The organism is Idiomarina sp. D18, from assembly GCF_057748155.1.
Genome location: NZ_CM173240.1, coordinates 1,772,691 through 1,798,713, shown reverse-complemented (window position 1 = coordinate 1,798,713; position 26,023 = coordinate 1,772,691). Strand labels below are relative to the sequence as shown.

Genomic DNA, 26,023 nt, shown 5'->3' with positions numbered 1-26,023 from the left:
GTACTTCCTTGGACGATGCTTAAATGAATCGTCCGAGGATAGGTATACCTGAATGAGTCAAAAACATGTCTTACTGATTGAAGATGATCGTGTGTTTCAATCAGTGGTTGAGCAGTTTCTCATCCAGCAAAATTATGCAGTACACTGCGTAGAATATGGTGAGCAAGGCGTATTCTGGTGTCAGCAAAATACGCCTGATATCGTTCTGTGTGATCTCATGTTACCGGATATTAACGGCCTAGAGGTTATTGAGCGGCTACTCAGCCTGGCGCCTCATTTACCCGTGATTGTCATTTCTGCCAGCGACGACATGGGTGATATTCGTGAAGCGGTGCGATTAGGTGCGTGGGATTACTTGGTCAAGCCTATCGACAGGCTAGATACCATTACGCAGGCGATCGAACATTGCCTACAGCGGCATCGCCTCGAAGAAACTTATGTGAGCGATATCTGGGAACTCGATAGCCACATTAACCAACTCTATCAAGACGACCATATCGTCGCACGCTTAGCCAACGATCTCCTTGCCAAGCAACCCTTAAACGTCGGTGACTATCACATCGAAAGCCAAGTAGCGGCGGGAGCAGAGGCGAATATCTGGATCGACTATCGACCCTTAACAGAGGGGCGCGTGCTCATTGTCATGGCAACGGCGCACAGTCAAACCGAGCAGAACTTAATCCCGTTACTGGTACTTAAAACGCTGATTGATCCTTTGATTCGTCAACACTTAGCGGGCAGTGACGATACCATTTTGGATCCGCGCAGCTTAGTGCAACACATTAACTTTGAGTTATGTCATTCGCGCGTACGTACGGCATTTGATGGTGTTTTCGCCGTGCTCGATACCGAACAGCACGCATTTCGTTGGACCCAAGTTGGTGATCGGCTGCGTATGCAACCCCAAGCAAAACCCGATTTAGCGTTGGGTATTTGGCGTCATGCAAGTTTCCACAATTATATTCAAACCAAGCTCAAGCGCGTCCATTGCCAGTTGCCCGAGGCGATTTTAAGTATTGAGCGTCAGTCGTCCTCATCCTCTTCGTCTGAATGATCCGCGCGTTGCGCTTCGAACTGACGTACTGCCTTATCCATATAAGGTAGTGACATATTGAGGGTGATAGGTTGAGTAAATAAAGGATAGCCAATACCCGCGGCGAGTAGACCCAGCGCTTTCCACCAGCCCGGTAGGTCGACAATGGCAAAAAAGATAATGCAAATAGGTACTAATTTAGCTAGGTTACATATCATACGACGAGGGACGGGCATCGCTTGTTGCGCCATTGTTAAAATAAGCGCGCGTTCTGTAAACGGATATGATTTGAGTTGCGGAACCTGTCGTGAGGTTAAATAAAATCCCATGGCACCCTACCTAGACCGTTGTTAGCAAATAAATTGGATTTGCATTATAACAGTTCGGCAAGGTATAAACGTGCCCCAATAAAAAAATGTTCGAAAAAAGGAAGAATTCATGAGCACGAAACGGGTAAAAAAAGTTGTTATCCCAGTGGCTGGGCTTGGCACACGAATGCTACCGGCGACCAAGGCAATCCCAAAAGAGATGTTGCCGTTGGTTGATCGTCCATTAATTCAATACATTGTTGAAGAATGCTCCGCAGCGGGTTTAACCGATGTAATTTTGGTAACCCATTCCAGTAAGAACTCCATCGAGAACCACTTTGACACCAGTTTCGAGCTCGAAACCACGCTAGAGCGCCGGGTAAAACGCCAGTTGCTTGAAGAAGTACAAGCCATCTGTCCTAAAGGCACCACCATCATGCACGTGCGTCAAGGCGAGGCGAAAGGCCTAGGTCATGCGGTGCTGTGCGCGCGTCCGTTGGTCGGCGATGAGCCCTTTGCAGTGGTCCTGCCTGATGTACTCGTCGATTCGGCGAGCTGCGATTTACGTCAAGATAATATGGCTGAGATGGTGCGCAACTTTAAGGAAACCGGCGCGGCACAGGTAATGGTCGAGAAGGTTCCCCATGAGCAAGTCAGTAGCTATGGTATTGCTGATATCAACGGCGTTGATCTCGCCGAGGGCGAGCAAGCGCCTATTAAACAATTGGTAGAAAAACCCGAAGTGAGCAAGGCACCCTCGGATCTTGCCGTGGTAGGACGCTATGTGTTCCCGGAAACCTTATGGCCGCTGCTTGCTAAGACGCCCATTGGCGCAGGCAACGAAATCCAACTGACCGATGCGATGGCGATGTTACTCGAACAATCCCCAGTCAACGCCTACTACATGAAAGGTAAAAGCCACGATTGCGGCAATAAATTGGGTTATGCGCAGGCGTTCATCGAGCACGCAATGCGTCATCCTGCATTAGCGGATGATATGAAAAAGTACATCAAGCAATTGCAAGCGTAACGAGTCAGCTCGTTAAGCAAACGTAAAGCTTGAGGCCAGCGCTAGCCAGCGCTGGCTTCCATATCATCCGTTTGGCGCTTTGGGGCGTGTCGCAGGATCAGGTCAGCGAGTAAACGCGAACAGGGCCCTGTTTTATCTCCTTTGGGTAACACTAAGTAAAGTGAGCCTTTGCGGCACGTACTGCCTTTGAGTTCAAGCTTACGTAACGAACCTTTCTGCATAGCGCGTTGCGCAATATAGGGCGGCAACCAGCAAAAGCCTAAGCCTGAGCGCACTAAGCGCAATGCTTCGTCAAAATGACTGACCGTCCAACGTTGCTCAGCTTTTAACCAACCGCCTTCTTCGGCAGGTTGCGTGGCCGTGTCGCGGATCACGATTTGCAAATGTTGAGCGAGTTCATCTTGAGAAATAGGGGAATCTTGTTGCGCAAGCGGGTGTGAAGGATGGCAAACCAAATCCATATAATAGTCGTGGATAGGCTCTCCCAAAAAGCCTTTCGGAAGCTGATGCGTCACGACTAAATCAGCGGATTCATTGCGAATATGCTCGAGCGTTCCGGTCAGGACCGTATCTTCAATGGTGAGACGCGAACCCCGGCCATGTTCTTGAAAGTCTTTTAATGCCGGGATCAGGTCATCGCGGTCAAATACCATTTCGAGCGCCAGTTTAATCTCCGGCTCCCAGCCTTGCTCCATGTTGCAAGCGAGCTGCTCGAGCTCATACACGGTTTGAGTCAGTTGTCGCGAGCGTCGCAGCATGACCTCACCGACATGCGTTAACTCGGCCTTACGTCCCTTTATTTCTAAAAGCTGGACGCCTAACACCTGTTGAAGCTTAGAAACCGCATGGTTTAACGAAGACTGACTTTTGTTAAGTTTCTCTGCTGCATGAGCATAGCCACCACAGTCTACGACCGCTTGTAAAATGCGCCATTGTTCCAAAGTGGACTTAGCTCTGTAGTGTGGCATAGGATAATTGTCTAACCTCTTGTCTGACGATTAAATTGTCGCTTTAACAATCGCACGGATGGGTGCTTTATACCCCTCAATAGTCTTTTCTGGGTCATTTGGATCAAGAAAATCTTTTAAGGACTCACCGGTCATCCATTCAGTTGATCGCTGTTCGTCAAGAGAGGTGGGGTTATGATCAACAATCTCAGTCTGTTTAAAACCTAATCGTTCGAGCCAAACACACAGCGCTTTGGCGCTGGGTAAAAACCAAACATTGCGCATTTGGGCATAACGTTCACCGGGCATCATCACGGTCTGTTCGTCACCCTCAACGACGATTGTCTCCAATATCAACTGTCCACCTGGTTTTAATAAGTTTTTAAGTTGTTGTAAAAACTCAAGTGGTGAACGGCGATGATACAATACTCCCATGCTAAAAACCGTATCAAAACTTTGAAGTGAGGGCATATGCTCGATTCCGACCGGAAAGAAGTGCGCGCGCTCGGCAATAGCGCTCGGCATCATTTGCTTAATGGCTTGAAATTGAGTCATAAATAGTTCGCCTGGGTCAATCCCCCAAACCTCTGCTGCGCCTGCCTCTAACATTCGCCATAGGTGATAGCCACTGCCACAACCAACGTCTAAAACCTGATGACCTTTTAAATTATTTAAATGCGGTTGTACGCGCTGCCACTTCCAATCTGAGCGCCATTCGGTGTCAATCGACAATCCAAATAAATCGAAAGGTCCCTTACGCCAAGGCTGCAATTGCTTGAGTAGACCGTTCATGCGAGCTCTATCGGAGTCGCTGGCTTGCTCGGGCAAACCCACTTGCACGGTGTCTCCCAGCGAAACATGATCAGTCGCCAACGAAGGCAGTTGTTTAAGCACACGTTGCCATTTTTTAAACTCGCCATGGGGCGACTGCAAAAAGTCATTAAGTTGTTGAGGTAAGGTGGTGAGCCACTGGCGATGAGGACTTTGTGCAAGTGCGCTGAGGTCGTAAGCAAACATATCCATGCGCTATTCTCCTTTTACCGCAAGCATGGCGGCAAAATTAAAACATTGCAGCCAGACGCCTGCATGAGCAAAGCCGGCCTGTTTGAACCGTGCGAAATGCGTATCGAGGGTATCAATTTTCATGACATTTTCGATAGCGGCACGTTTTTGGCTAATCTCGAGTTCACTGTAGCCGTTAGCGCGTTTAAAATCATGATGCAGGTCGACAAGCGTATCGTGGATATGTGTATCAGGGTGCGCCACCTTCTCGGCGATTAATAAAACACCACCAGGGTTTAATCCAGAATAAATTTTATCGACAAGCGCGTTTCTGTCTTCTTTTGGCACAAATTGCAGTGTAAAATTAAGTACAACAATAGAAGCGTTATCGATAGGCGTTTGTTGCACGTCTTGGCAATTAAACTCAACGGAAATTTTACTTTTGAAGCCGTTAAGATGAAGCTGTGCGCGGTCGATCATCGGTTGCGAATTATCCACCGCAATAATGTGATTACCCTGATGTTTCTCGCAGCCTTTGCGTAAGGCGAGTGTCGCGGCGCCGAGCGAGCAGCCCAGATCGTACACATTTGTATTATCTTGACTATAACGTTCGGCTAGTTGTGGTAATGTTTGTATGATCGTAGCGTAGCCCGGAACTGAGCGGTTTATCATATCTGGGAAAACTTCTACCACGTGTTCATCAAAACGGAAGTCGCCAACGCTCGGTAACGCTTTAGAATAAATGGTGTCTTGTTGACTCATGATCAATAACTATCATTGCAGTTTAAAACATGATGCTAGTTTAACGTTAATTCGCCGTAAGGCACAGATTTAAACGCGAATAAAAGCATATCGCATAGGGTTAACCAAAACATAGGCGAGAAAAAATGCCTTTTAGCAACTCGTGAGCAGGGAAGCATCTAAATCAATGAAAAACGTTAAATTCTGGTTGTCGACCATCGCCTGCTTTTGGTTATCGCTAGTGCATGCGGCGACACTGGATACGGATGAGTGGTTAGCACAGCACAACACGGTTAGAGTGGGGGTGCCGACTAACCTGATGCCACTGATAGGCATCGAGAGCGGCGACGGCATTGGTTTTGATGCCGATATGTTGCGCCTCATCACACAAAAGTTACCGCTCACCATTAAATGGCAAGACTGCGGCTCTTGGAGTCGTTGCCTCAAAGCACTCGAGCAACGTGAGATCGATATTTTACCGAGTATGTCGTACTCCGAAGACCGCTCGCGCTACACCAGTTTTACACAACGCTACTGGTCCATGCCGTGGGCGGTGTTGTACCGCAACAAAGAGACCTTAAACGCGCGTGGCAGTGTCAACGTGGGTGATTTGCGAGGCCAACGCTTAGGGATTATCCAAGATTACAGTGTTGTATCGCTGCTTCGTAATCAGCGCGGAACTGAAGTGATTGAGTATGACAATATCGAGCAAGCCACCAAAGCGCTCAAAGAAAACCAAATTAATGTCTATGTCGATAGCCTGCCTATTTTAGTGTACGAACTACAAAATCACCCTATCACTCATGCCAATCTCGAGGTGTTAGATGATGCGCCAGGCCAAGATCTGTTTTTTGGTGTTCGGAGTGATTGGCAACCGTTAGTGGTAACGCTTAATCGAGGCATCGATAATATTACGCAGAGTCAGCAAAACCAGTTACGCAACAAATGGTATGGTTACGAGTTACAAACCGGTTGGAGCGATGAGGAACTGATTCAAGTCGCGTTGAAGGTAGGCTCTGGTGTCGTGTTAGTATTTTTGTTTATCGCCTTCAGAAACAGTCGTTTACGCCGCGAAGTCAAATTACGTAAGGATGCCGAGAAACGTATCCGCTATGTTGCAACCCATGATGAGTTGACCGGGTTGCCCAACCGAAAACTACTGTCGGACCGCCTCGAACAAGCGATTTTGCAGGCAGAACGTTCAAATAAAGCATTCGCGATTATGTTTTTAGACCTAGATGGCTTTAAGCAAATCAACGATAAATACGGACACGAAGTCGGCGATGAATTACTCATTCACGCGTCGCAACGCATGCAAAGCATGTTACGCCGTTCGGATACCGTGTGTCGCTATGGCGGTGACGAGTTCGTCATACTCTTACCCACCACACCGACCACCAGTGCCGCACTAGCGGTGGCACGTAAATTGGTGGTACACATAGCGCGACCTTATCAAATCAGTACACACATGCTCGAAGTCAGTACCAGTATCGGTGTGAGCCTATTTCCACAGCACGGCAGTGATGAAAATACCTTATTGCGGGCCGCGGATAAAGCCATGTATGCGGCGAAAGATGCCGGTAAAAACGATGTGCGCTTAGCAGCACCTTAACTCGGATGACATTAGCGCCCAGTTCGCTATAATATGCGCTTTAAATCATTCAGCAGAATAAAAGGTGTGAAAGGCGCATGCGAACGCATTACTGTGGGCAGGTAACTGCCGAACTAGCCGAACAAGAAGTCACTTTATGTGGTTGGGTCAACAAACGTCGCGATTTAGGTGGTTTGATCTTTATCGATCTGCGTGACCGCGAAGGCTTGGTTCAAGTGGTCTTTGACCCTGACGAAGACGCTTTGTTCGAGCAGGCAAACCGCCTGCGCCAAGAGTTCTGCGTACAAATCCGCGGTAAAGTAAACCGTCGTCCAGATAGCCAAGTCAACGCCAACATGAAAACCGGCGAAGTTGAAATCTTAGCCAAAGATTTGACTATCTTGAGCCGTTCCGAACCGCTACCTATCGATTTTAACTCGCAAGTGAGCGAAGAAGCCCGCTTGCGTTATCGCTATCTTGATTTGCGTCGTCCGCAAATGAATGAGAACTTGCAGTTCCGTGCCAAGGTGGCAAGTGCGGTCCGTCGTTTCTTAGACGACAATGGCTTTTTGGACATCGAAACACCGATGTTGACTCGTGCCACGCCCGAAGGCGCGCGCGACTATTTAGTGCCGAGCCGTACCCATAAAGGGCGCTTCTTTGCATTGCCGCAAAGCCCACAGTTATTTAAACAATTACTGATGATGTCGGGCTTTGATCGCTACTATCAAATCGTCAAGTGCTTCCGTGATGAAGACTTACGTGCCGACCGTCAGCCTGAATTCACTCAGATTGATATCGAAACCTCGTTCATGAGTGCCGAGCAGGTGATGGAAGTCACCGAAAGCATGACGCGTCAGTTGTTCCAACAGTTGCTCGATATCGATTTAGGCAAGTTCCCAACCATGACATGGCACGAAGCCATGCGTCGTTTTGGTTCGGATAAACCCGACTTGCGTAACCCGCTCGAATTGGTCGATGTGGCGGATTTACTGAAAGACGTTGAGTTTAAGGTCTTTTCAGGTCCTGCAAACGATGAAAAAGGGCGTGTCGCTGTAATTCGCTTACCGGGTCAGGCAGACAACGTATCGCGCAAAATGATCGACGAGTACACCCAATTTGTCGGTATCTACGGCGCTAAAGGCTTGGCGTGGATTAAAGTCAACGACCTCAGTCAAGGTCGCGAAGGCTTGCAGTCGCCTATACTTAAATTCTTGCCGGATGAAGCACTTAACGCCATTCTCGAGCGCACCGAAGCGGCAACGGGCGATATTCTGTTCTTTGGTTCAGACAAAGCCAACGTGGTTGCCGAAGCGATGGGCGCGTTACGTCTTAAGTTAGGTGAAACCTTTGAATTGGTTAGCGACGAATGGCGTCCGCTGTGGGTGGTTGACTTCCCAATGTTCGAAGAAGACGACGATGGCCGCTTAGCAGCGATGCACCATCCGTTTACCGCGCCGGTTAACGTCACGCCAGAAGAGCTTAAAGCAAACCCTGCGCAAGCACTGTCCAATGCCTATGACATGGTACTGAACGGCGTTGAAGTGGGCGGCGGCTCGGTTCGTATTCACGATAACGCCATGCAACAGGCCGCATTCGAAGTACTGGGCATTGGCGCAGAGGAAGCCAAAGAAAAATTCGGTTTCTTACTCGAAGCGTTGAAGTACGGTACGCCGCCGCACGCCGGTTTAGCCTTTGGCTTAGACCGTTTAGTCATGTTAATGGTCGGTGCAAGCTCAATCCGTGATGTGATCGCGTTCCCGAAAACCACCACCGCAGCCTGTGTATTGACCGATGCACCCGGGCTAGCGAACCCCGATGCATTGCAAGAATTGGGCGTTAAGAGTACGGTGGAAGACAAAGACGACTAGCAACATAATGGAGTGAGACATGGCAGGTCATTCCAAATGGGCCAACATTAAACATCGTAAAGCCGCGCAAGATGCAAAGCGCGGCAAGATTTTTACCAAACTCATTCGGGAAATCACCGTTTCTGCCCGTCAGGGCGGTGGTGATCCCGAGACGAACCCGCGCTTACGCGCGGCGATCGATAAAGCGCTTTCTAATAATATGAAGCGCGATACCATCGATACCGCAGTCAAGCGCGGCTCGGGTGAGCTCGAAGGTGAAAATGTCGAGGAGTTGACCTACGAAGGCTACGGACCCAGTGGCGTCGCCATTTTACTTGAATGCATGACCGATAACCGCAATCGCACGGTGTCTGAAGTGCGTCATGCGTTTAATAAATTTAACGGTAATTTAGGTACCGATGGCTCGGTCGCTTACTTATTTAATAAGCGCGGCGTTATCAGCTACGGTAGCGAGACCAGCGAAGAAACCATTCTTGAACCGGCGATTGAAGCGGGTGCCGATGATGTACTGAATCATGGTGATGGTCATATCGATGTGTTTACCAGCCCAGAGGTGTTTGGCGCAGTAAAGGACGCGTTAGATGCCACCGGTGCTGAGGCAACCAATGCCGAAGTCACCATGGTACCCGATACCAAAGTGGATTTAGATGAAGATGGCGCGCGCACTTTCCTCAAACTGCTCGACGCACTCGAGGATTTAGACGATGTGCAAAACGCTTATCATAACGCCGATATTTCGGATGACGTGTTGGCAAGTTTGGATGAGTAACCTCCGATGAGCGTGATCCTCGGTATCGATCCAGGCTCACGCTTAACGGGCTTCGGCATCATCCAGCAACAAGGTCGACACTTATCGTATATTGCCAGTGGCTGCATTCGCGTCACGGGTACCACCGCACAACCGCTCAGCCTTGCTGAGAAGCTCAAGCGGATCCACAACAGTGTGGTCGAGCTGATTACGCAGTACCAACCCGATGAATTTGCTATCGAACAAGTATTCATGGCACGTAACCCAGATTCTGCGTTAAAGTTAGGGCAAGCGCGCGGTGCCGCTATTGTAGCCGCTGCCTGTGCCGACTTGCCCGTCGCAGAATACAGCGCTCGACAGATAAAACAGGCGGTGGTGGGTAATGGCGGTGCTGATAAAACACAAGTGCAGCACATGGTCATGGCGTTACTGAACTTGAGCAAATCGCCGCAAGCAGACGCCGCGGACGCCTTAGCCGTCGCTTTGTGCCATGCGCACAGCGCGCAAAGTTTAATAAAAATGTCAGGTGCAGCACGTAAAATCGTGCGTGGGCGTTTACGCCGCTAACATCGGCATACAGTAGAATAATAAAGAGGACATTCTGTGATCGGACAAATTCGTGGCACACTAGTCAGCAAGCAACCCCCCGAGGTGTTAGTGGATGTGCAAGGGGTCGGCTATGAGATCCAATTGCCAATGACGTGTTTTTATCAATTACCCGCCACGGGCGAGCCCGTCACTTTGGTGACTCATTTTGTAGTACGCGAAGATGCTCAATTGCTGTATGGCTTTAATTCGCTTGCCGAACGGAGTTTATTTAGACTCTTAATAAAGACCCAGGGCGTCGGGCCGAAATTGGCGCTAGCGATATTATCCGGCATGAATGCCGACGAGTTTGTCTGGGCGGTGAATCAGAATGATGTCAGTCGTTTGGTCAAACTGCCCGGCGTGGGTAAAAAGACAGCCGAGCGCCTCGTCATCGAAATGCGTGATCGCTTAAAAGATTGGCAAGGCTCGAGCACGCCAGCGACCGATGCCGCACCGCTCGATAATATCAGTGGCGATACCATTGTACATCCGGCTGATGCCCGTGCTGATGCGCTCAGTGCTTTGCTGGCGCTCGGTTATAAGCCGGCACACGCAGAAAAGGCACTTAAAGCCGTATACCAGTCTGGCGAAAGCAGCGAAACGCTTATTCGTAGTGCGTTGAAACAGTTATCTTAATAGGCCAAAGGCCCTTTGGAACAGGTTATGATTGAAGCAGATCACATCCCCAGTCACCGCATTATAGAAGCCGATGTGCAAGGCGATGATGAAGCCATTGACCGTGCCATTCGGCCGAAAAAGCTTGCCGATTACACGGGCCAAAAGCACGTCGTCGAACAAATGGAAATTTTTATCGAGGCGGCGCGCAAGCGCGAAGAGGCGCTGGACCATTTGTTGATTTTTGGTCCTCCAGGTTTGGGTAAAACCACGTTGGCAAATATCGTCGCGAACGAGCTGGATGTGAACATCAAAACCACCTCGGGACCGGTGCTTGAGAAAGCCGGTGATCTCGCGGCGTTGCTGACCAATCTCGACGCCCATGATGTGTTGTTTATCGATGAGATCCATCGACTCAGTCCGGTGGTCGAAGAGATCCTTTATCCCGCTATGGAAGACTATCAGCTGGATATTATGATTGGCGAAGGTCCCGCCGCTAGGTCCATCAAGCTCGATTTGCCGCCATTCACTCTCATCGGTGCGACGACTCGAGCCGGTGCGCTCACCTCGCCGCTGCGCGACCGTTTTGGCATTGTGCAGCGCTTGGAGTTTTACCAAGTTGAAGAGCTCACCGAAATCATCAAACGCTCAGCGCACTACATGAATGTCAATATGGATGTCGGCGGCGCACAAGAAATCGCCCGTCGCTCACGCGGCACGCCTCGTATTGCTAACCGCTTGTTACGCCGCGTACGTGACTACGCCGAAGTCAAAGCAGACGGTAAGGTCAACCAAGATGTTGCCAGTGCCGCACTGACCATGGTGGATGTCGACCAAGCCGGTTTTGATTACATGGATAGAAAGCTGTTGTTGGCGATTATGGAAAAGTTTCTAGGTGGACCGGTGGGGCTCGATAACCTCGCAGCAGCGATAGGCGAAGAAAAGGACACCATCGAGGATGTACTAGAACCCTATCTTATTCAGCAGGGATTTTTACAGCGCACACCGCGCGGACGTATTGCAACACCGCGTGCCTATCAGCATTTTGGACTCAAGCCTGACAGTGAGTCGTAACGATAATGCCGTAAAGGGTAAATTTTGAGTAAAAAAAAGCCCGAACCAAACGGAACGGGCAAACAGAACAACAAGAAGGAAGTTAAAAATCCAGGGAACCTACTTTAAGTAATCAAAAAAAGTAAGTCACAATCTAAGAAGAAGTGACAACCAATCTCTTCAACTCGATTTAGTAGGTATTATACGCTTGAATGCGTTCTCATCAAGCTAGAAAAATTACAACGTCAGATTAGAAAAACTAATATGAAAGAATTGTAGATTGTTCGAAATTAGCACAACAAAAAAGCAACAAAACAAAAAATTGTATACAAAACAATAATTTGATTTTTTAATGTTTCAAATTTGTCATAAATAAAAGTCTGTTGATAAATTAATCAGCGCTACTTTTTCATACTTTTACAGAGTATTGGGACGAAACGGTTATTTCTCAAGGAATTTTTATGCAAAAGAACCATTTTAGTTGGCCTATACGGGTTTATTACGAAGATACCGATGCAGGTGGTATCGTTTATTATGCCAACTATCTCAAGTTTATTGAGCGAGCAAGGACAGAATGGTTAAGGTCGTTAGGGATTGAACAGGATAGCTGGTTAGATCACAATAGAGCCTTCGTAGTGCGGCATGTCGATCTCGACCTGCAAGCAGCGGCGCGTTTTAATGCTGAACTGACGGTCACGGTCGTGGTCGAACAGGTCAAGAAAGCATCGTTGGTGTTTACTCAGCACGTCTTGGGCGCCGATGGTACATTGCATTGTCAGGCGCGAGTCAAAGCCGCATGTGTCGACAAAGACGCGATGAAAGCTGTCGCAATACCCGATAGTATCTTACAAGCGATAAAAGCAGAGGTGAGTTAGCGTGGAAGCAGAATTGTCCTTTATTGATTTGTTTTTGCAGGCCAGTTTATTAGTTAAGTTGGTCATGCTGATGCTGTTAGCAATGTCCGTATGGGGCTGGGTACTGATTTTTCAGCGCAAGAAAGTCATCGGGCAAGCACACAGCGATGCGCTCAAATTTGAAGATCGCTTTTGGTCGGGTGTCGACCTTGCTCGCTTGTATCAGGAAATTTCTGCTCGTGCGAAGAACAGTCGTGGCATGGAGCTGCTGTTTCATGCCGGCTTTAAAGAATTCGCGCGGCTCAGTAATCACGACAATGCCGACTCACAAACACGCGTCGAAGGCGCTTTCCGTGCCATGCGCGTTGCCCACGCCCGAGAGTTGGAAAAACTCGACGCTAACCTCGGTATCCTCGCAACGATTGGTTCTATCAGTCCGTATATCGGCTTGTTCGGTACCGTATGGGGTATTATGAACGCGTTTATCGCACTCGGCGCTGTAAAACAAGCGACGCTCGCGATGGTTGCGCCGGGTATCGCCGAAGCGCTTATCGCAACAGCAATGGGTCTATTTGCCGCCATCCCAGCGGTAATTGCTTATAACCGGTTTACCAATCGTGTTGAGAAAGTCGATAACCAGTACATGAACTTTATCGATGAGTTTGTCGCAATTTTACAACGCCAGAGCTTGTCTAACGGTAAAACTGTAAAAGGTGACGCACTATGATGGTGATGCCACGTAAGCGCCGCAAGCCGGTCGCAGAAATCAACGTGGTGCCCTACATCGACGTGATGTTGGTGTTGCTGATCATTTTTATGGTGACGGCACCACTGATTACCCAAGGGGTTAAGGTTGAATTACCTAAAGCAACCGCCGAACCATTAGCGAAAGATACCAACCCACCGTTGGTCGCTTCGGTCGATGCCGAAGGCAATTACTACTTGAATCAAGGCACCGATCCGGATGTGCCGATCAGCGCAGATGAAGTCGCCACCTTGGTCGCTGCGCATTTACAGGTAGAGCCCGAAACACCGGTGATGGTGAACGGCGATGGGGCGGTGTCTTACAATCAAATTGTGCAATTGATGGTACTGCTGCAACGTGCTGGCGTACCCTCAGTTGGGCTTATGACAGATTCAGCGGATAAATAGTTGTGGCAAAATCAGCAGAGAGTTTTAAGTTACCGTTAATCTACTCAATAGGCATTCACGTCGCGATAGCGGTGGTATTGCTGGTGAGCTTTGAGTTTTCCTCGCCCACACCAACGCCGATGGAAGTGAATCTCGAGCAGAGCGAGATGAACCCCAAGCCCGAGGAAATTGTGAATGCTGTTTCGGTCGATAAGGCGGCGGTCGAACGTCAGGTGCAGCGGATTAAGGATCAGAAAGCCGCTGAGCGGCGCGCCGAACAACAGCGCATCCAAGAACTGGAGCGTAAAGCAGCAGAAGCACGTAAAGCGCGCGAACGTGAGCAACAGCGCTTAGAGCAAATTGCTGAACAGCAAAAGCAAGAAGAGCAACAAGCGGCGGAGGCACGTAAGCGTGCGCAACAAGCCAAAAAAGAAGCGGAGCAATTGGCGGAGCAACGTCGCAAAGAAGAACAAGCCGCTAAGCAAGCTGCGGAGCGTCGCGCGCAAGCAGAACGTGAGGCAGAAGAAGCCGCACGCAAAAAGGCAGCAGCAGAAGAGGCGGCGCGTAAAGCCGAGGAAGAACGTAAGCGGCGCGAAGAAGAAGAGCGTCAACGTCGCTTAGCAGCCGAGCGCGAGGCGCAGCTGCAAAAAGAAATGGAAGAAGAACGTCAACGTCGTTCAGCGGCTCGTCGTCGCCAAGTATTGAGCGAGCTAGAAAAATACCAAGCGTTGATCCAGCAAACTATTCAGCGCAATTGGAACGTAGACGATTCGATGTCGGGCAAGTCGTGCGAGCTGACCATTAGTTTGGCGCCTAGTGGCTTTGTTAAATCCGTCACCACCGGTGCGGGTGACCCCGCCGTTTGTCGCTCAGCCGAAAATGCGGTATTAAAAGCGACCACGTTACCGGTGTCAGAGGATCCCGAAGTCTACCAACAAATGAGTACCATTAAACTAACGGTTAAACCGCAGTTATAAACGTAAGGTGAACCATGAAAAAGCTGTTATTAAATATCTGTATCTTAGTTATGGCAGTCACGTCGACCGCTCGAGCCGGGGTGTTAGAAATTGTCATTACCGAAGGTATCGACAGTGCGCGCCCGATTGGCGTTGTGCCCTTTAAATGGTTGGGCGAAGGCGAAGCGCCCGGCAACCTTACTGAGGTAATTGCGGCGGACTTAACCCGCAGCGGTAAATTTAACCCGATTCCACAGTCTGCGATGCCGCAGTATCCGGCAAGTGATGAAGATCTCGATTACGCAGCCTGGGCGAAAATGGGCGTCGAAGCCGTGCTGATGGGGACTGTTGAACCATATTCGGTCGACCGATACATGGTGAAGTTCCAGCTCGTTGACGTACTGCGAGGTCAAATCACCGGCGGTAACGCGCAAATGCTTAAGAATGGTCAGTTAGTGCAAAGCAATGACCATATCCTCGATGCGCGCAGTTCCGTGATTGATGGCAATCAGTTCCGCCAGTACTCGCATCGTATTTCAGACGTAGTGTACGAAGCGCTGACGGGTGAGAAAGGCGCCTTCATGACACGGATTGCCTACGTCACCGTGAATCAAGACGACCAATATCCCTATAAACTCTTAGTCGCCGACTATGATGGTGCGAACGAGAAAGTATTACTGCGTAGCCCTGAGCCGCTCATGTCACCTTCGTGGTCACCGGACGGTAATAAGCTGGCGTACGTAAGCTTCGAAAACAAACGACCAGAAATCTTTGTGCAAGATATCTACACCACGCGGCGCGAGAAAGTCACCTCGTTCCCTGGTATCAACGGGAGTCCCGTTTTTTCTCCAAAAGGCGACAAAATGGCCATGGTATTGTCAAAAGATGGCAATCCTGAGTTGTATGTCATGGATCTTAAGACCAAAAACTTGCAACGTTTGACGCGTAATCGTACGATTGACACTGAGCCAAGTTGGACACCTGATGGTCGCTCTATTGTCTTCACTTCAGAAAGAGGTGGAAGACCGCAGTTATATAGCGTAAATTTATCGTCAGGTGACGTGCGCCGCTTAACCTTTGAGGGTGAGCAAAACCTAGGTGGCACGGTCATGCCATCGGGTGATTCGATGATTTTAGTGAACCGCACTAACGGTAACTATCACATCGCGCGGCAGGAGTTTCCGCGGGGTACAATGCAAGTGTTAACTCGCACAGCATTGGATGAGTCGCCTAGCGTGGCGCCAAATGGCAGTATGGTGATTTACAGCACTACCCACAATAACAAACAAGTGTTAGCGTTAGTGTCGACAGACGGGCGTTTTAAAGCGCGTTTACCGGCAAGTAGCGGCGAGGTGAAATCGCCATCGTGGTCGCCATTTATGTAAGTGCTTGTAAAAGTGCTATATAAGTTATGAAAAGGTGCGCAAAATTGTGCAATTTTCAATAAGACAACGTATTAACCAAAAACGTTTTAACCAAAAAAGTTTAGTAAACCGAACGGTTTGATCAACTGGATAACGATAAGGATCATTAGGATGCAGCTCAACAAATTATTAAAAGCTCTGGCGATTGCCGTTCCAATGGCAACTTTAGCCGCATGTAGCTCTACATCAACAACTGACTCAGGCATGGGTTCAGGCCAAGAAACCGGCCAAACCACTGAATCAGGTTCTCAATCAGGCGTTCAAGTCGGTGCTGCTGACCGTGCTAAAACTCCTGAAGAAGTGCGTGAAGAGCAAATGGAAGCGCTGCGCAAAGAGCACATTATCTACTTTGCATTTGACCGTTCAAGCGTTCAGTCTGAGTACGCAGAGTTGCTAGCCGCTCATGCTGACTACTTAGTCAAGAATCCGAACGTTACTATCGTTATCGAAGGTCACGCCGACGAGCGCGGTACGCCAGAGTACAACATCGCATTGGGCGAGCGTCGTGCTAAAGCGGTTGAAGACTACCTTGTGAACTTAGGTGTTCAAGATTCACAAATCTCAACTGTTTCTTATGGCGAAGAGAAGCCGTTAGTTAACGCTTCGAACGAACGTGCGTACGCTAAAAACCGTCGCGCAGTATTGGTTTACTAATCGCCATTCGACGTTTAACTAAATAACGGATAGTTCATGAAAAAATCATTGTTGGCTATCTGTCTACTGATGCCTGCCGCCGCTATGGCGCAGGCACCAGTGTCCAGCCTAAATCAATCAGCCAGTTCACTTGAGCAACGTCTAGCCACCATCGAGCGCATGCTTGATGCACGCCAAGGCGCTCAGCTCGAAATGCTCAATACCCTTTCTTCTTTGCAACAAGACGTTGCAGAGCTACGGGGGATTACCGAAGAGCATGAGTATCGCCTTGAGCAACTACTTGAGCGTCAACGCGAAATCTATCAAGAGATCGACCGTCGCTTTAGTCAGTTTAAGCAACAAGGGGGCGGAGCATCGTACAGCATGAACGATATGCAAACCGTGCCGACCTCTAACGAAGGTGCGAGTAACGCATCAAGTAGCGGAAATAACGGCTACAGCGCCAATATGAGCGAAAATGATGCGTATGATAAAGCGATTGCACTCGTGCTTGAGGATAAACGCTACGATGCCGCGATACCCGCATTCGAGTCGTTTTTGCAAAACTTTCCAAACTCAACGTACGTGCCCAACGCACATTACTGGTTAGGTCAGTTGCTGTATGCGCAGCAAGAATACCAAAAAGCGCACGACCACTTTAAACAAGTGGTGGATAACTACCCCGACAGCAACAAGCGCGCAGACTGCTTGTTAAAGCTCGGTGTTATCGCAGCAGAGCAGGGCAAAACCGCCGATGCCAAGACGTTCTACCAACAAGTATTGACCGAATACTCGGACAGTACCGAAGCGAATTTGGCGAAGCAACGCCTGTCTAACCTGTAACATCGGTCCAACAACTGATCGAATTGTAAGCAGTCAGACAAAAAACTGAAATTATCAGTTGCATCACAGCGTTATTTAAGTAAACTATGCCGCCGTTGCCAAGGACAAATGGCAGCGGAAGGCAGTGCCAGAAAGTGGGTTGTTAGCTCAGTTGGTAGAGCAGTTGACTTTTAATCAATTGGTCGCAGGTTCGAATCCTGCACAACCCACCACTTCTTCTGCCTCGCGCCTTCGGCGCTTTTTTCGCACCGACGTACCTTGCGCATTCTGTTGTAGCTTGCGCATTCTGCGCAAGAAAAAAAATGGGTTGTTAGCTCAGTTGGTAGAGCAGTTGACTTTTAATCAATTGGTCGCAGGTTCGAATCCTGCACAACCCACCACCTCTTTTACCTCGCGCTTTCGCCGCACTGACGTACCTTGCGCATCCTGCGCAAGAAAAGATCATCCCCGATACCCCAGAACACCCAACATATTAGCCGCCACCCTTGAAATCCGATATAATCACACATACGTATATAAAACGAACATCCAAACGAAGTAACATCATGTCAGCTATTCAAACCGTCGATAACTTAGATTACGCATTTCCACCTAAGCCCAAACCCTTAACGGATGAGCAAAAGGCGGAATACAAAGCGCGCATAAAACAATTACTGCAAGACAACAACGCAGTACTCGTCGCGCATTATTACACCGATCCCGAAATCCAGGCGCTTGCCGAGGAGACGGGCGGGTGTGTCGCGGATTCTTTAGAAATGGCGCGCTTTGGTCGTGACCACGATGCCGACACCTTGATTGTTGCCGGTGTACGTTTCATGGGTGAGACAGCAAAAATTCTCACACCCCACAAAACCGTCTTAATGCCCACACTCAAAGCCGAGTGTTCACTTGACTTAGGCTGTCCGCCGGATAAATTCGCCGAGTTCTGTGACCAGCACCCAGACCGCACCGTAGTGGTGTACGCCAACACGTCTGCGGCGGTTAAAGCACGCGCCGATTGGGTTGTCACCTCAAGTATGGCACTTGAGTTAGTCGAGCACCTCGACAGCCAAGGCGAGAAAATCCTCTGGGGACCGGACCGCCACCTCGGTAGCTATATCCAAAAGCAAACCGGTGCCGATATGGTGATGTGGCAAGGTGCGTGTGTAGTACACGATGAGTTTAAAGCCAAAGCACTGCGCGACATGAAAAAGCTTCATCCAGAAGCAGCGATCTTGGTTCACCCCGAATCACCGCAGAACATTGTTGAGATGGCGGATGCGGTTGGCTCAACCTCACAGTTGATTAAAGCCAGCCAAACCTTGCCAAACGAAACCTTTATCGTGGCAACCGACCGCGGCATCTTCTACAAAATGCAGCAGTTGCAACCTAACAAGACATTTTTAGAAGCACCTACCGCGGGTAACGGTGCGACTTGTCGTAGTTGTGCCCACTGTCCGTGGATGGCAATGAACGGCTTAGTCGCAATTGCCGAAGCCCTTGAACACGGCGGCGAACAGCATGAGATTCATGTTGATCCGCAGCTCGCGAAAGAGGCGATGATCCCGCTTGATAGAATGCTCGCATTCAAGAAGTAGCATAAAAAGCGAATATACAAGTTAAAATCTGCATGATAATGTAGTTCCACTGAATAACTATTCGTGGAGATATCATGCGTCTGTATCACGCCGATGACGTCCGTGATAATTGCGGATTCGGCCTAATCGCGAGCATCGAAGGTGATGCTCGCCATGATCTCATCAGCACCGCTGTACAAGGGCTTGACCGAATGCAGCACCGTGGCGGTATCGGTGCCGACGGCAAGACCGGAGACGGCTGTGGCTTGCTGCTACAAATCCCAGAACAGTTCTTTCGTGAGTACGCCGAGCAACAAGGGTGGAATCTTGGCAAAAAATTCGCCGTGGGCATGGTGTTTTTCTCACGCAACTCGGACAAACGCGAAGCTGCACGTCATTTAATAGAGCAAGAACTACAAAAAGAGACGTTAAGTATCGTCGGTTGGCGTAAAGTCCCAGTAGATGACACCGTATTGGGTAACGCCGCAAAAGCCGCCGAACCCAAAATCGAACAAGTGCTCATCAGCGCGCCGACCGGTTGGCGTAAAAAGGACATTGAACGACGTCTCTACATGGCACGTCGACGGGTCGAGCAAAAAGTAGAGCAAGGCGTATTCAGCGCCGATGAACTCTATATCTGCTCAATGTCGAGCCTCTTATTGGTCTACAAAGGTCTGATGATGGCAGGTGATTTACCGCGCTATTATCCCGATCTCGCCAACCCCGCGTTAAAAACCGCTATTTGCGTATTCCACCAGCGCTTCTCCACCAATACACAACCGCGTTGGCGTTTAGCACAACCGTTTCGTTTTCTTGCCCATAACGGCGAGATTAATACCATTCGCGGCAATCGCCAGTGGGCACAAGCGCGCCTATACAAATTTCACAGCCCGTTACTGCCCGACCTACAGCAAGCGGCACCCTTGGTGGGTCAAAGTGGCTCCGACAGCGCATCGCTCGATAATATGCTAGAGCTGTTGCTTGCTGGCGGCATGGATCTATTTCGCGCCATGCGGCTGCTCATCCCACCGGCATGGCAGGGCGATAGCACCATGAGTGACGATATGCGTGCCTTTTACGAATTTAATGCGCTGCACATGGAGCCGTGGGATGGCCCGGCAGGTGTGGTCATGAGTAACGGACGTCATGTTGCCTGTAGCCTCGATCGTAACGGTTTACGCCCCGCGCGATACGTACTGACGAAGCACGGGATCCTCACGATCGCCTCAGAAGTCGGTATTTGGGATTACGACGAACACGACGTACAAGAAAAAGGGCGCCTCGGTCCCGGCCAAATGATGGCGGTAGATACCTACACCGGCCGTATTTGGCATAACGGTGAAATCGAAGCTGATTTAAAGAGCCGCCAGCCGTATCGTCAATGGCTGACTGAGCACCGACGTCGCTTGGTACCCTTTGACCGATGCAGTGCCGATAAAATTGGTCAGCGGCTGTACGATGACCGCACCATGCAAGTGTTCCACAAAACCTTTTTATACACCCGAGAGGAGCTTCAGCAAGTCGTGGCGGTGCTGGCTAAAGACGGACAAGAAGCCGTTGGCTCCATGGGCGACGACACCCCAACCGCGGTATTATCGCAACAGCCGCGTTTGTTGTACGACTATTTTCGTCAGCAATTTGCGCAGGTGACGAATCCCGCTATCGACCCTATCCGAGAGCGCCATGTCATGTCGCTAGAGACCATCATTGGGCGCGAGCACAACGTATTTAGTGAAGCCTCGGGCGATGCCGACCGTGTGGTCTTTGAATCACCGATTTTAATGTACACCGATTTAAAACAACTGCGCGAATTAGACGATAAGCACTACGGTCATGCCACCTTAAGTTTGGCATTTAAACCCACCGAGCACAGCTTGCAAGCCGCGCTACAGAAGGTGGTCGAAGCCGCCATTGATGTGGTGAAAAACCAACAGCGCGTGATGGTGATACTCAGCGATCGGGAGTTCACCAAGGACCAGTTAGTGATCCCCGCGCCGATGGCGGTCGGGGCAGTGCAACAAGCCTTGGTAAAAGCCCAGTTACGTTGTGATTCCAATATCATTGTTGAGACAGGCTCCGCCCGTGACCCGCACCACATGGCGGTGCTACTGGGGCTGGGTGCAACAGCGGTGTATCCGTTCCTGGCTTACGAGAGCGTTGAGCAACTGGTGCAGCAAGGCAAGCTCACCATGGATGTGAAGCAAGCGGTGATGAATTACCGCCAAGGTCTTAACAAAGGGCTGTTAAAAATTCTTTCAAAAATGGGCATCGCCAGCATAGCGGGTTACCGCGGCTCATCATTATTCGAAGCGGTCGGTCTTAACCAAGACGTGCGTGATGCGTGCTTCATCAATGCACCCGCGCGTATCAATGGCAGCGGCTTTGAAGACATTCAAACAGATTTGCAGCGCATCGCCCAACACGCCTGGTTACACCGCAAGCCACTGTCGCATGGGGGGCTGCTTAAATACGTACATGGCGGAGAATATCACGCCTACAACCCCGATGTGGTGACAGCCCTGCAAGCGGCGGTTAAGAGCGGCAAGCGCGAAGACTACGCCGTCTATCAGCGCTACGTTAATGAACGTCCGGTCGCGCATATTCGTGACCTACTAAAGCTTAACCCGAACGCCGCGAAACCCATCGCGCTCGAGCAGGTCGAGCCTCGAGAAGCGTTGTTTCCACGATTTGATACCGCAGCGATGTCAATTGGCGCACTCAGTGCCGAAGCGCATGAAGCACTTGCCGAAGCCATGAACCAAATTGGCGGGCATTCTAACTCCGGCGAAGGCGGTGAAGATCCCAAACGTTTTAACAGCCCAAAAAACTCACGCATTAAACAAGTGGCATCGGGAAGATTTGGCGTGACACCGCACTACCTGGTCAACGCCGATGTTATCCAGATAAAAGTCGCGCAAGGTGCCAAGCCCGGTGAGGGCGGCCAGTTGCCGGGCGAAAAAGTCACCGCCGAAATTGCTCAGCTGCGCTTTGCGGTGCCTGGGACTACACTGATATCACCGCCACCGCATCACGATATCTATTCCATTGAAGATCTCGCACAGCTGATCTTCGATCTTAAGCAAGTGAATCCAACAGCTTTGGTTTCGGTTAAACTCGTTTCCACACCGGGGATTGGTACCATCGCCACCGGCGTTGCTAAAGCCTATGCCGACCTCATTACCGTATCAGGTTATGACGGTGGCACCGGCGCGAGCCCACTCACGTCGGTCAAATACGCCGGTTCACCGTGGGAGCTGGGGCTAGCCGAAGTCCATCAAGCGCTGGTCGAAAATAACCTACGGCATAAAATTCGTCTGCAAGTCGATGGCGGTTTAAAAACTGGCCTCGACGTGGTCAAAGCCGCCATTCTCGGTGCCGAGAGCTTTGGCTTTGGGACCGCCCCCATGGTGGCGTTGGGGTGTAAGTACTTACGTATCTGTCACCTAAATAACTGCGCGACCGGTGTCGCGACGCAAGACGAAACCTTGCGCAAAGAATTCTTCCGAGGCTTACCCGAACGCGTGGTCACCTTGTTTGAGTTTATCGCCGAAGAGGTGCGCGAGTGGTTGGCCAAGCTTGGTCTAAACCGCATCACCGATGCGATTGGCCGCGTAGATTTGCTGGAGCGCTTGCCCGGTGACACGCAACGACAGCAGCATATCGACCTCGAACCGCTGCTCGCCGCCGCAGGAAGTCGTTCGGAACACCCCAAATACTGTGTTGAAAACAATCCACCCTATGACAAAGGCGAACTCAATCAACGCTTGATGGCACTCACCCAAACCGCGATCGATGAGCGGCAGGGCGGCAGCTGGTCGCTGGCTATTCGTAACGACGATCGCTCAGTTGGCGCAACCCTCAGCGGCTATATCGCTAAGCGCTATGGCAATCAGGGGATGGCAAGCCACCCGATTCAGCTCGACTTTTTAGGAACCGCGGGACAAAGCTTTGGTGCCTTTAACGCCGGCGGCCTTAAGCTCAAGCTCACCGGCGATGCCAACGACTATGTGGGTAAAGGCATGGCGGGTGGACGCATTGTCATTCGACCGCGCCCCGGTGTCACGTTTGCCAGTCACGACGCCACCATTATGGGCAACACCTGCCTATACGGCGCGACCGGCGGACAACTCTATGCAGCGGGGTGTGCCGGTGAACGTTTTGCGGTACGTAACTCAGGCGCAACAGCCGTGGTTGAGGGTATTGGTGATCATGGTTGCGAATACATGACCGGCGGTATCGTGGTTGTGCTAGGTGAATGCGGAATTAACTTTGGCGCGGGCATGACCGGCGGCTTTGCTTATTTGCGTGACAAACACGGTGATCTGCATCGCCGTCTAAACACCGGGCTGGTCGAAGCGGTTGCCGTGGATAAACCCATCATAAAAGAACATCTGCGCGGACTCATCAACGAACATCACGAAGCAACACAGAGTGAGTACTCACGTATGCTGTTGACCGAATTCGATACTCGGGTCAACGAGTTCGTCATCGTAAAACCTAAGTCCGCCGATATGGCTTCGATTTTAGGGCACCGTGCCCGCTCGACCGCCGAATTACGTGTGCAGGTGATGTAATGAATAAAAACGTATATCAATTTTTAGACGTACAGCGCATCGACCCACCCAAGCAACCGGTGGCATCGCGGCGTATCGAATTTAAAGAAATCTACGAACCCATGACCGATGTGCAATTGCAAGGTCAGGCCGATCGCTGTCTGGATTGCGGCAACCCCTATTGTGAATGGAAGTGTCCCGTGCACAATTACATTCCGCAATGGTTGCAGTTGGCGAACGAGGGGCGAGTATTTGAAGCCGCTGAGCTGATGCACAAAACCAACAGCTTACCCGAAGTGTGCGGACGCGTGTGCCCGCAAGATAGGCTGTGTGAGGGCGCGTGTACTCTCAACGATGATTTTGGTGCGGTCACCATTGGCAGCATCGAGAAGCAAATGGTCGACCAAGCCTTTGCTCAGGGTTGGCGACCCGATTTAAGTGCGGTGGAAGCACGCACCGAAAAAGTCGCCATTATTGGTGCCGGTCCTGCCGGGCTTGCGTGTGCCGATGTGCTGGTGCGGAACGGCATCAAACCCGTGGTATATGACCGTTATCCCGAAATTGGTGGCTTGCTCACTTATGGTATTCCACCATTTAAGCTCGATAAAAACGTACTGAAACTACGGCGCGAGATCTTCAGTGGCATGGGCATCGAATTTAAACTCGGTGTTGATGTTGGAAAAGACGTTAGTTTTGACGACATCATGACACAAAATGACGCCGTATTTTTAGGCTTGGGGACCTATAAAGCGCTTGATGGGCGCCTTGAAGGTTTGGACACCCCCGGTGTCTATCCGGCATTACCGTTTTTGATTGGCAACACCCAACGACTCCTCGACAGCCCCATGCCCGACTATCCGTTAATTGACGTCAAAGATGAACAGGTCGTCGTGTTGGGCGGTGGCGATACCGCGATGGACTGCGTGCGGACATCCATCCGGCAGGGCGCGGCTTCGGTCGTGTGTGCTTATCGGCGCGATGAACACAACATGCCCGGCTCGCGCCGCGAAGTGCAAAATGCGCGTGAGGAAGGCGTGCAATTTGAATTTAATTTACAGCCGTTGGCGATAGTTTCGGACGAGGCGGGGCATGTCGCGGGCGTAAAAATGGTCAAAACCGAACTGGGTCAGCCCGATGAGCAAGGGCGTCGGCGTCCGCAACCCGTACCCGATTCAGAATTTATCATGCCTGCAACCGCTGTGCTGATTGCCTTTGGCTATCAACCGAATCCACCCGAGTGGCTCGACGCACACCAGGTCGAGTTGAGCGAGTGGGGCACAGTGCTTGCCACCGCAACGCCCGATGCCATGGGTCGTTTTGCCATGCAAACCAGTAATCCCAAGATTTTTTCCGGGGGCGACATGGTACGCGGTGCGGACCTGGTGGTCACAGCGATAGCCGAGGGCCGTACCGCGGCAGAAGGTATTCTCGATTATTTGGACAGCACCGCAGATAATCTTTAAGATGAAGCCCATGAATATACTCTTATTAGGTTATGGCGATATCGCCCAACGCAGTGCCCGTCTCATGGTCGCCGAACAGCATCATGTGATTGGCGCGTGCCGACATCCCGACGACAAGCCACTGATCCCCGGTGTTGAGACCGTCAGTGCCGATGCCAGCAACGAGCAAGACCTGCGCGGTTTGTTTAACGCGCACGGTAAAATCGATCTCGTGGTCGTAACATTAACGCCCAGCGAATACTCCGAAGAAGGGTATCGTCAAGGCTATGTCGTGCCGTGTCGACACTTACAACAGATCATCAGTGAACTCGATTACTCTCCCTACGTGATTTATGTGTCCAGTACCGGCGTGTACGGCCAGCACGAAGGTGAATGGGTAGATGAATCCTCACCCACCGCCCCCGACTCCGACTCCGGTAAAATGCTGTTGCAAGCCGAGTACTTAATTCGTGACTTACCCGTACCCTCAACGATATTGCGGTGTAGCGGTATTTATGGCGAGGGGCGTGACTTTATGCGCAAACAGCTGCAAGCGGGCAAAGCCACCTTGCGTGACAGTTGGACCAACCGCATTCATCAAGATGACGTGGCGAGCTTTATATACCACTTGGTGCGCTTTCCGCAGCATCGACACCGGATGTTTTTAGTGTCGGACGATCAGCCCTCAAAGCAGTATCAAGTCTACCAATACCTCGCCGAACAAGCCGGTATTACACTGAACGAACCGGTGCAGCCAGGACCCGGACCGCGTGGGTCAAAACGCTGCAGTAACCGGTTATTACGCAGCACCGGCTACACGTTAATGTACCCGACTTACAAAGAAGGGTTGGCGCACACTGAATAGCCGATTCATGTAAAAAATGCGTAAAACGTGCCGTATGACTATCTTCATATTTGCAGAGCGGTTATTTTATATTCAAACAGTGTAAATGTAACAAATTTGTTGTTGCGTAAAGATTCGGCGTTTGGTCTAATACCGCTCTTCCTTGTAGGACATAACCTAACTATACTGTACTGTCGCGACGTAAAGTCGTGTCGACGCATGCCTGTTTTACGGCGTGTTAAAATTCGTAACTGAACAAA

23 protein-coding genes and 2 tRNA genes are annotated in these 26,023 nt (G+C 50.4%); 21 read left to right on the top strand and 4 right to left on the bottom strand.

The window, feature by feature from the left end; all coding sequences use genetic code 11:
* The first annotated feature begins 52 nt into the window (after positions 1-52).
* Positions 53-1,054: a response regulator gene (locus AC3AP5_RS08715; RefSeq protein ID WP_272978858.1), complete on the top strand. Its 1,002-nt coding sequence runs from the start codon at positions 53-55 to the stop codon at positions 1,052-1,054.
* Here the strand turns inward: AC3AP5_RS08715 and AC3AP5_RS08710 are convergent.
* Positions 1,024-1,362, bottom strand: coding sequence for a DUF6170 family protein (locus tag AC3AP5_RS08710; RefSeq protein WP_272978856.1), 339 nt, complete (start codon positions 1,360-1,362; stop codon positions 1,024-1,026). The genes AC3AP5_RS08715 and AC3AP5_RS08710 overlap by 31 nt on opposite strands.
* Positions 1,363-1,471: 109 nt before the next feature.
* Here AC3AP5_RS08710 and galU point away from each other — a divergent pair, with 109 nt between their 5' ends.
* Complete coding sequence (gene galU, locus AC3AP5_RS08705) at positions 1,472-2,371, top strand: UTP--glucose-1-phosphate uridylyltransferase GalU (RefSeq protein ID WP_006954924.1); 900 nt, start codon at positions 1,472-1,474, stop codon at positions 2,369-2,371.
* A gap of 41 nt (positions 2,372-2,412) precedes the next feature.
* On the opposite strand, the gene AC3AP5_RS08700 is transcribed toward galU, so the two are convergent.
* Genes AC3AP5_RS08700 through cmoA form a run of 3 tightly spaced genes read right to left on the bottom strand, consistent with a single transcriptional unit; the run spans position 2,413 to position 5,082 of the window.
* The gene (locus tag AC3AP5_RS08700) at positions 2,413-3,339 is read right to left on the bottom strand and encodes a LysR family transcriptional regulator (RefSeq protein WP_272978854.1); all 927 of its coding nucleotides are present in this window, start codon (positions 3,337-3,339) and stop codon (positions 2,413-2,415) included.
* 30 nt (positions 3,340-3,369) lie between these two features.
* Positions 3,370-4,341, bottom strand: a complete 972-nt coding sequence (gene cmoB / locus AC3AP5_RS08695) for a tRNA 5-methoxyuridine(34)/uridine 5-oxyacetic acid(34) synthase CmoB (protein WP_487326525.1) — start codon at positions 4,339-4,341, stop codon at positions 3,370-3,372.
* 3 nt (positions 4,342-4,344) lie between these two features.
* Positions 4,345-5,082 (bottom strand): carboxy-S-adenosyl-L-methionine synthase CmoA, encoded by a 738-nt coding sequence (cmoA, locus tag AC3AP5_RS08690; protein WP_487326524.1) that lies wholly within the window; start codon positions 5,080-5,082, stop codon positions 4,345-4,347.
* Positions 5,083-5,248: 166 nt separating this feature from the next.
* On the opposite strand from cmoA, the gene AC3AP5_RS08685 reads away from it, so the two are divergent.
* The 19 genes from AC3AP5_RS08685 (at position 5,249) to AC3AP5_RS08595 (ending at position 25,784) form a co-directional block, all read left to right on the top strand.
* Positions 5,249-6,673 (top strand): diguanylate cyclase domain-containing protein, encoded by a 1,425-nt coding sequence (locus AC3AP5_RS08685; RefSeq protein WP_487326523.1) that lies wholly within the window; start codon positions 5,249-5,251, stop codon positions 6,671-6,673.
* Between the two features lie 77 nt (positions 6,674-6,750).
* Complete coding sequence (gene aspS / locus AC3AP5_RS08680; protein WP_487326522.1) at positions 6,751-8,523, top strand: aspartate--tRNA ligase; 1,773 nt, start codon at positions 6,751-6,753, stop codon at positions 8,521-8,523.
* A 19-nt stretch (positions 8,524-8,542) separates the two neighbouring features.
* On the top strand, positions 8,543-9,292 hold the full coding sequence (locus tag AC3AP5_RS08675) for a YebC/PmpR family DNA-binding transcriptional regulator (RefSeq protein WP_006954935.1): 750 nt from the start codon (positions 8,543-8,545) through the stop codon (positions 9,290-9,292).
* Positions 9,293-9,298: 6 nt separating this feature from the next.
* The gene (gene ruvC / locus AC3AP5_RS08670; RefSeq protein WP_006954938.1) at positions 9,299-9,838 is read left to right on the top strand and encodes a crossover junction endodeoxyribonuclease RuvC; all 540 of its coding nucleotides are present in this window, start codon (positions 9,299-9,301) and stop codon (positions 9,836-9,838) included.
* A gap of 36 nt (positions 9,839-9,874) precedes the next feature.
* Positions 9,875-10,495 (top strand): Holliday junction branch migration protein RuvA, encoded by a 621-nt coding sequence (gene ruvA, locus AC3AP5_RS08665; protein WP_272977561.1) that lies wholly within the window; start codon positions 9,875-9,877, stop codon positions 10,493-10,495.
* A gap of 27 nt (positions 10,496-10,522) precedes the next feature.
* The gene (gene ruvB, locus AC3AP5_RS08660; RefSeq protein ID WP_286682052.1) at positions 10,523-11,548 is read left to right on the top strand and encodes a Holliday junction branch migration DNA helicase RuvB; all 1,026 of its coding nucleotides are present in this window, start codon (positions 10,523-10,525) and stop codon (positions 11,546-11,548) included.
* A 440-nt stretch (positions 11,549-11,988) separates the two neighbouring features.
* Complete coding sequence (gene ybgC, locus AC3AP5_RS08655; protein WP_487326521.1) at positions 11,989-12,402, top strand: tol-pal system-associated acyl-CoA thioesterase; 414 nt, start codon at positions 11,989-11,991, stop codon at positions 12,400-12,402.
* A gap of 1 nt (position 12,403) precedes the next feature.
* Positions 12,404-13,108 (top strand): protein TolQ, encoded by a 705-nt coding sequence (tolQ, locus tag AC3AP5_RS08650; RefSeq protein ID WP_286682054.1) that lies wholly within the window; start codon positions 12,404-12,406, stop codon positions 13,106-13,108.
* Positions 13,105-13,533, top strand: coding sequence for a protein TolR (gene tolR, locus AC3AP5_RS08645; protein ID WP_414653223.1), 429 nt, complete (start codon positions 13,105-13,107; stop codon positions 13,531-13,533). Before tolQ ends, tolR begins: the two co-directional genes overlap by 4 nt.
* 2 nt (positions 13,534-13,535) lie before the next feature.
* The gene (gene tolA, locus AC3AP5_RS08640; protein ID WP_487326520.1) at positions 13,536-14,489 is read left to right on the top strand and encodes a cell envelope integrity protein TolA; all 954 of its coding nucleotides are present in this window, start codon (positions 13,536-13,538) and stop codon (positions 14,487-14,489) included.
* A gap of 14 nt (positions 14,490-14,503) precedes the next feature.
* The gene (gene tolB / locus AC3AP5_RS08635; protein WP_272978164.1) at positions 14,504-15,853 is read left to right on the top strand and encodes a Tol-Pal system beta propeller repeat protein TolB; all 1,350 of its coding nucleotides are present in this window, start codon (positions 14,504-14,506) and stop codon (positions 15,851-15,853) included.
* Between the two features lie 150 nt (positions 15,854-16,003).
* A complete protein-coding gene (gene pal, locus AC3AP5_RS08630; protein WP_006954945.1) occupies positions 16,004-16,546 on the top strand; it encodes a peptidoglycan-associated lipoprotein Pal in 543 nt (180 codons plus the stop codon).
* Positions 16,547-16,582: 36 nt separating this feature from the next.
* A complete protein-coding gene (gene ybgF / locus AC3AP5_RS08625; RefSeq protein WP_286682056.1) occupies positions 16,583-17,368 on the top strand; it encodes a tol-pal system protein YbgF in 786 nt (261 codons plus the stop codon).
* Between the two features lie 136 nt (positions 17,369-17,504).
* Positions 17,505-17,580 (top strand) — tRNA-Lys (locus tag AC3AP5_RS08620).
* Between the two features lie 92 nt (positions 17,581-17,672).
* Positions 17,673-17,748 (top strand) — tRNA-Lys (locus AC3AP5_RS08615).
* 165 nt (positions 17,749-17,913) lie between these two features.
* Positions 17,914-18,945 carry a quinolinate synthase NadA gene (gene nadA, locus AC3AP5_RS08610; protein ID WP_006954949.1) on the top strand — a complete coding sequence of 344 codons (1,032 nt, stop codon included), beginning with the start codon at positions 17,914-17,916 and terminating at the stop codon, positions 18,943-18,945.
* Between the two features lie 74 nt (positions 18,946-19,019).
* Positions 19,020-23,498, top strand: coding sequence for a glutamate synthase large subunit (gene gltB, locus AC3AP5_RS08605; RefSeq protein WP_487326519.1), 4,479 nt, complete (start codon positions 19,020-19,022; stop codon positions 23,496-23,498).
* Positions 23,498-24,940 (top strand): FAD-dependent oxidoreductase, encoded by a 1,443-nt coding sequence (locus tag AC3AP5_RS08600; RefSeq protein ID WP_487326518.1) that lies wholly within the window; start codon positions 23,498-23,500, stop codon positions 24,938-24,940. Before gltB ends, AC3AP5_RS08600 begins: the two co-directional genes overlap by 1 nt.
* Before the next feature lie 10 nt (positions 24,941-24,950).
* On the top strand, positions 24,951-25,784 hold the full coding sequence (locus tag AC3AP5_RS08595; protein WP_487326517.1) for an SDR family oxidoreductase: 834 nt from the start codon (positions 24,951-24,953) through the stop codon (positions 25,782-25,784).
* Positions 25,785-26,023: the final 239 nt, after the last annotated feature.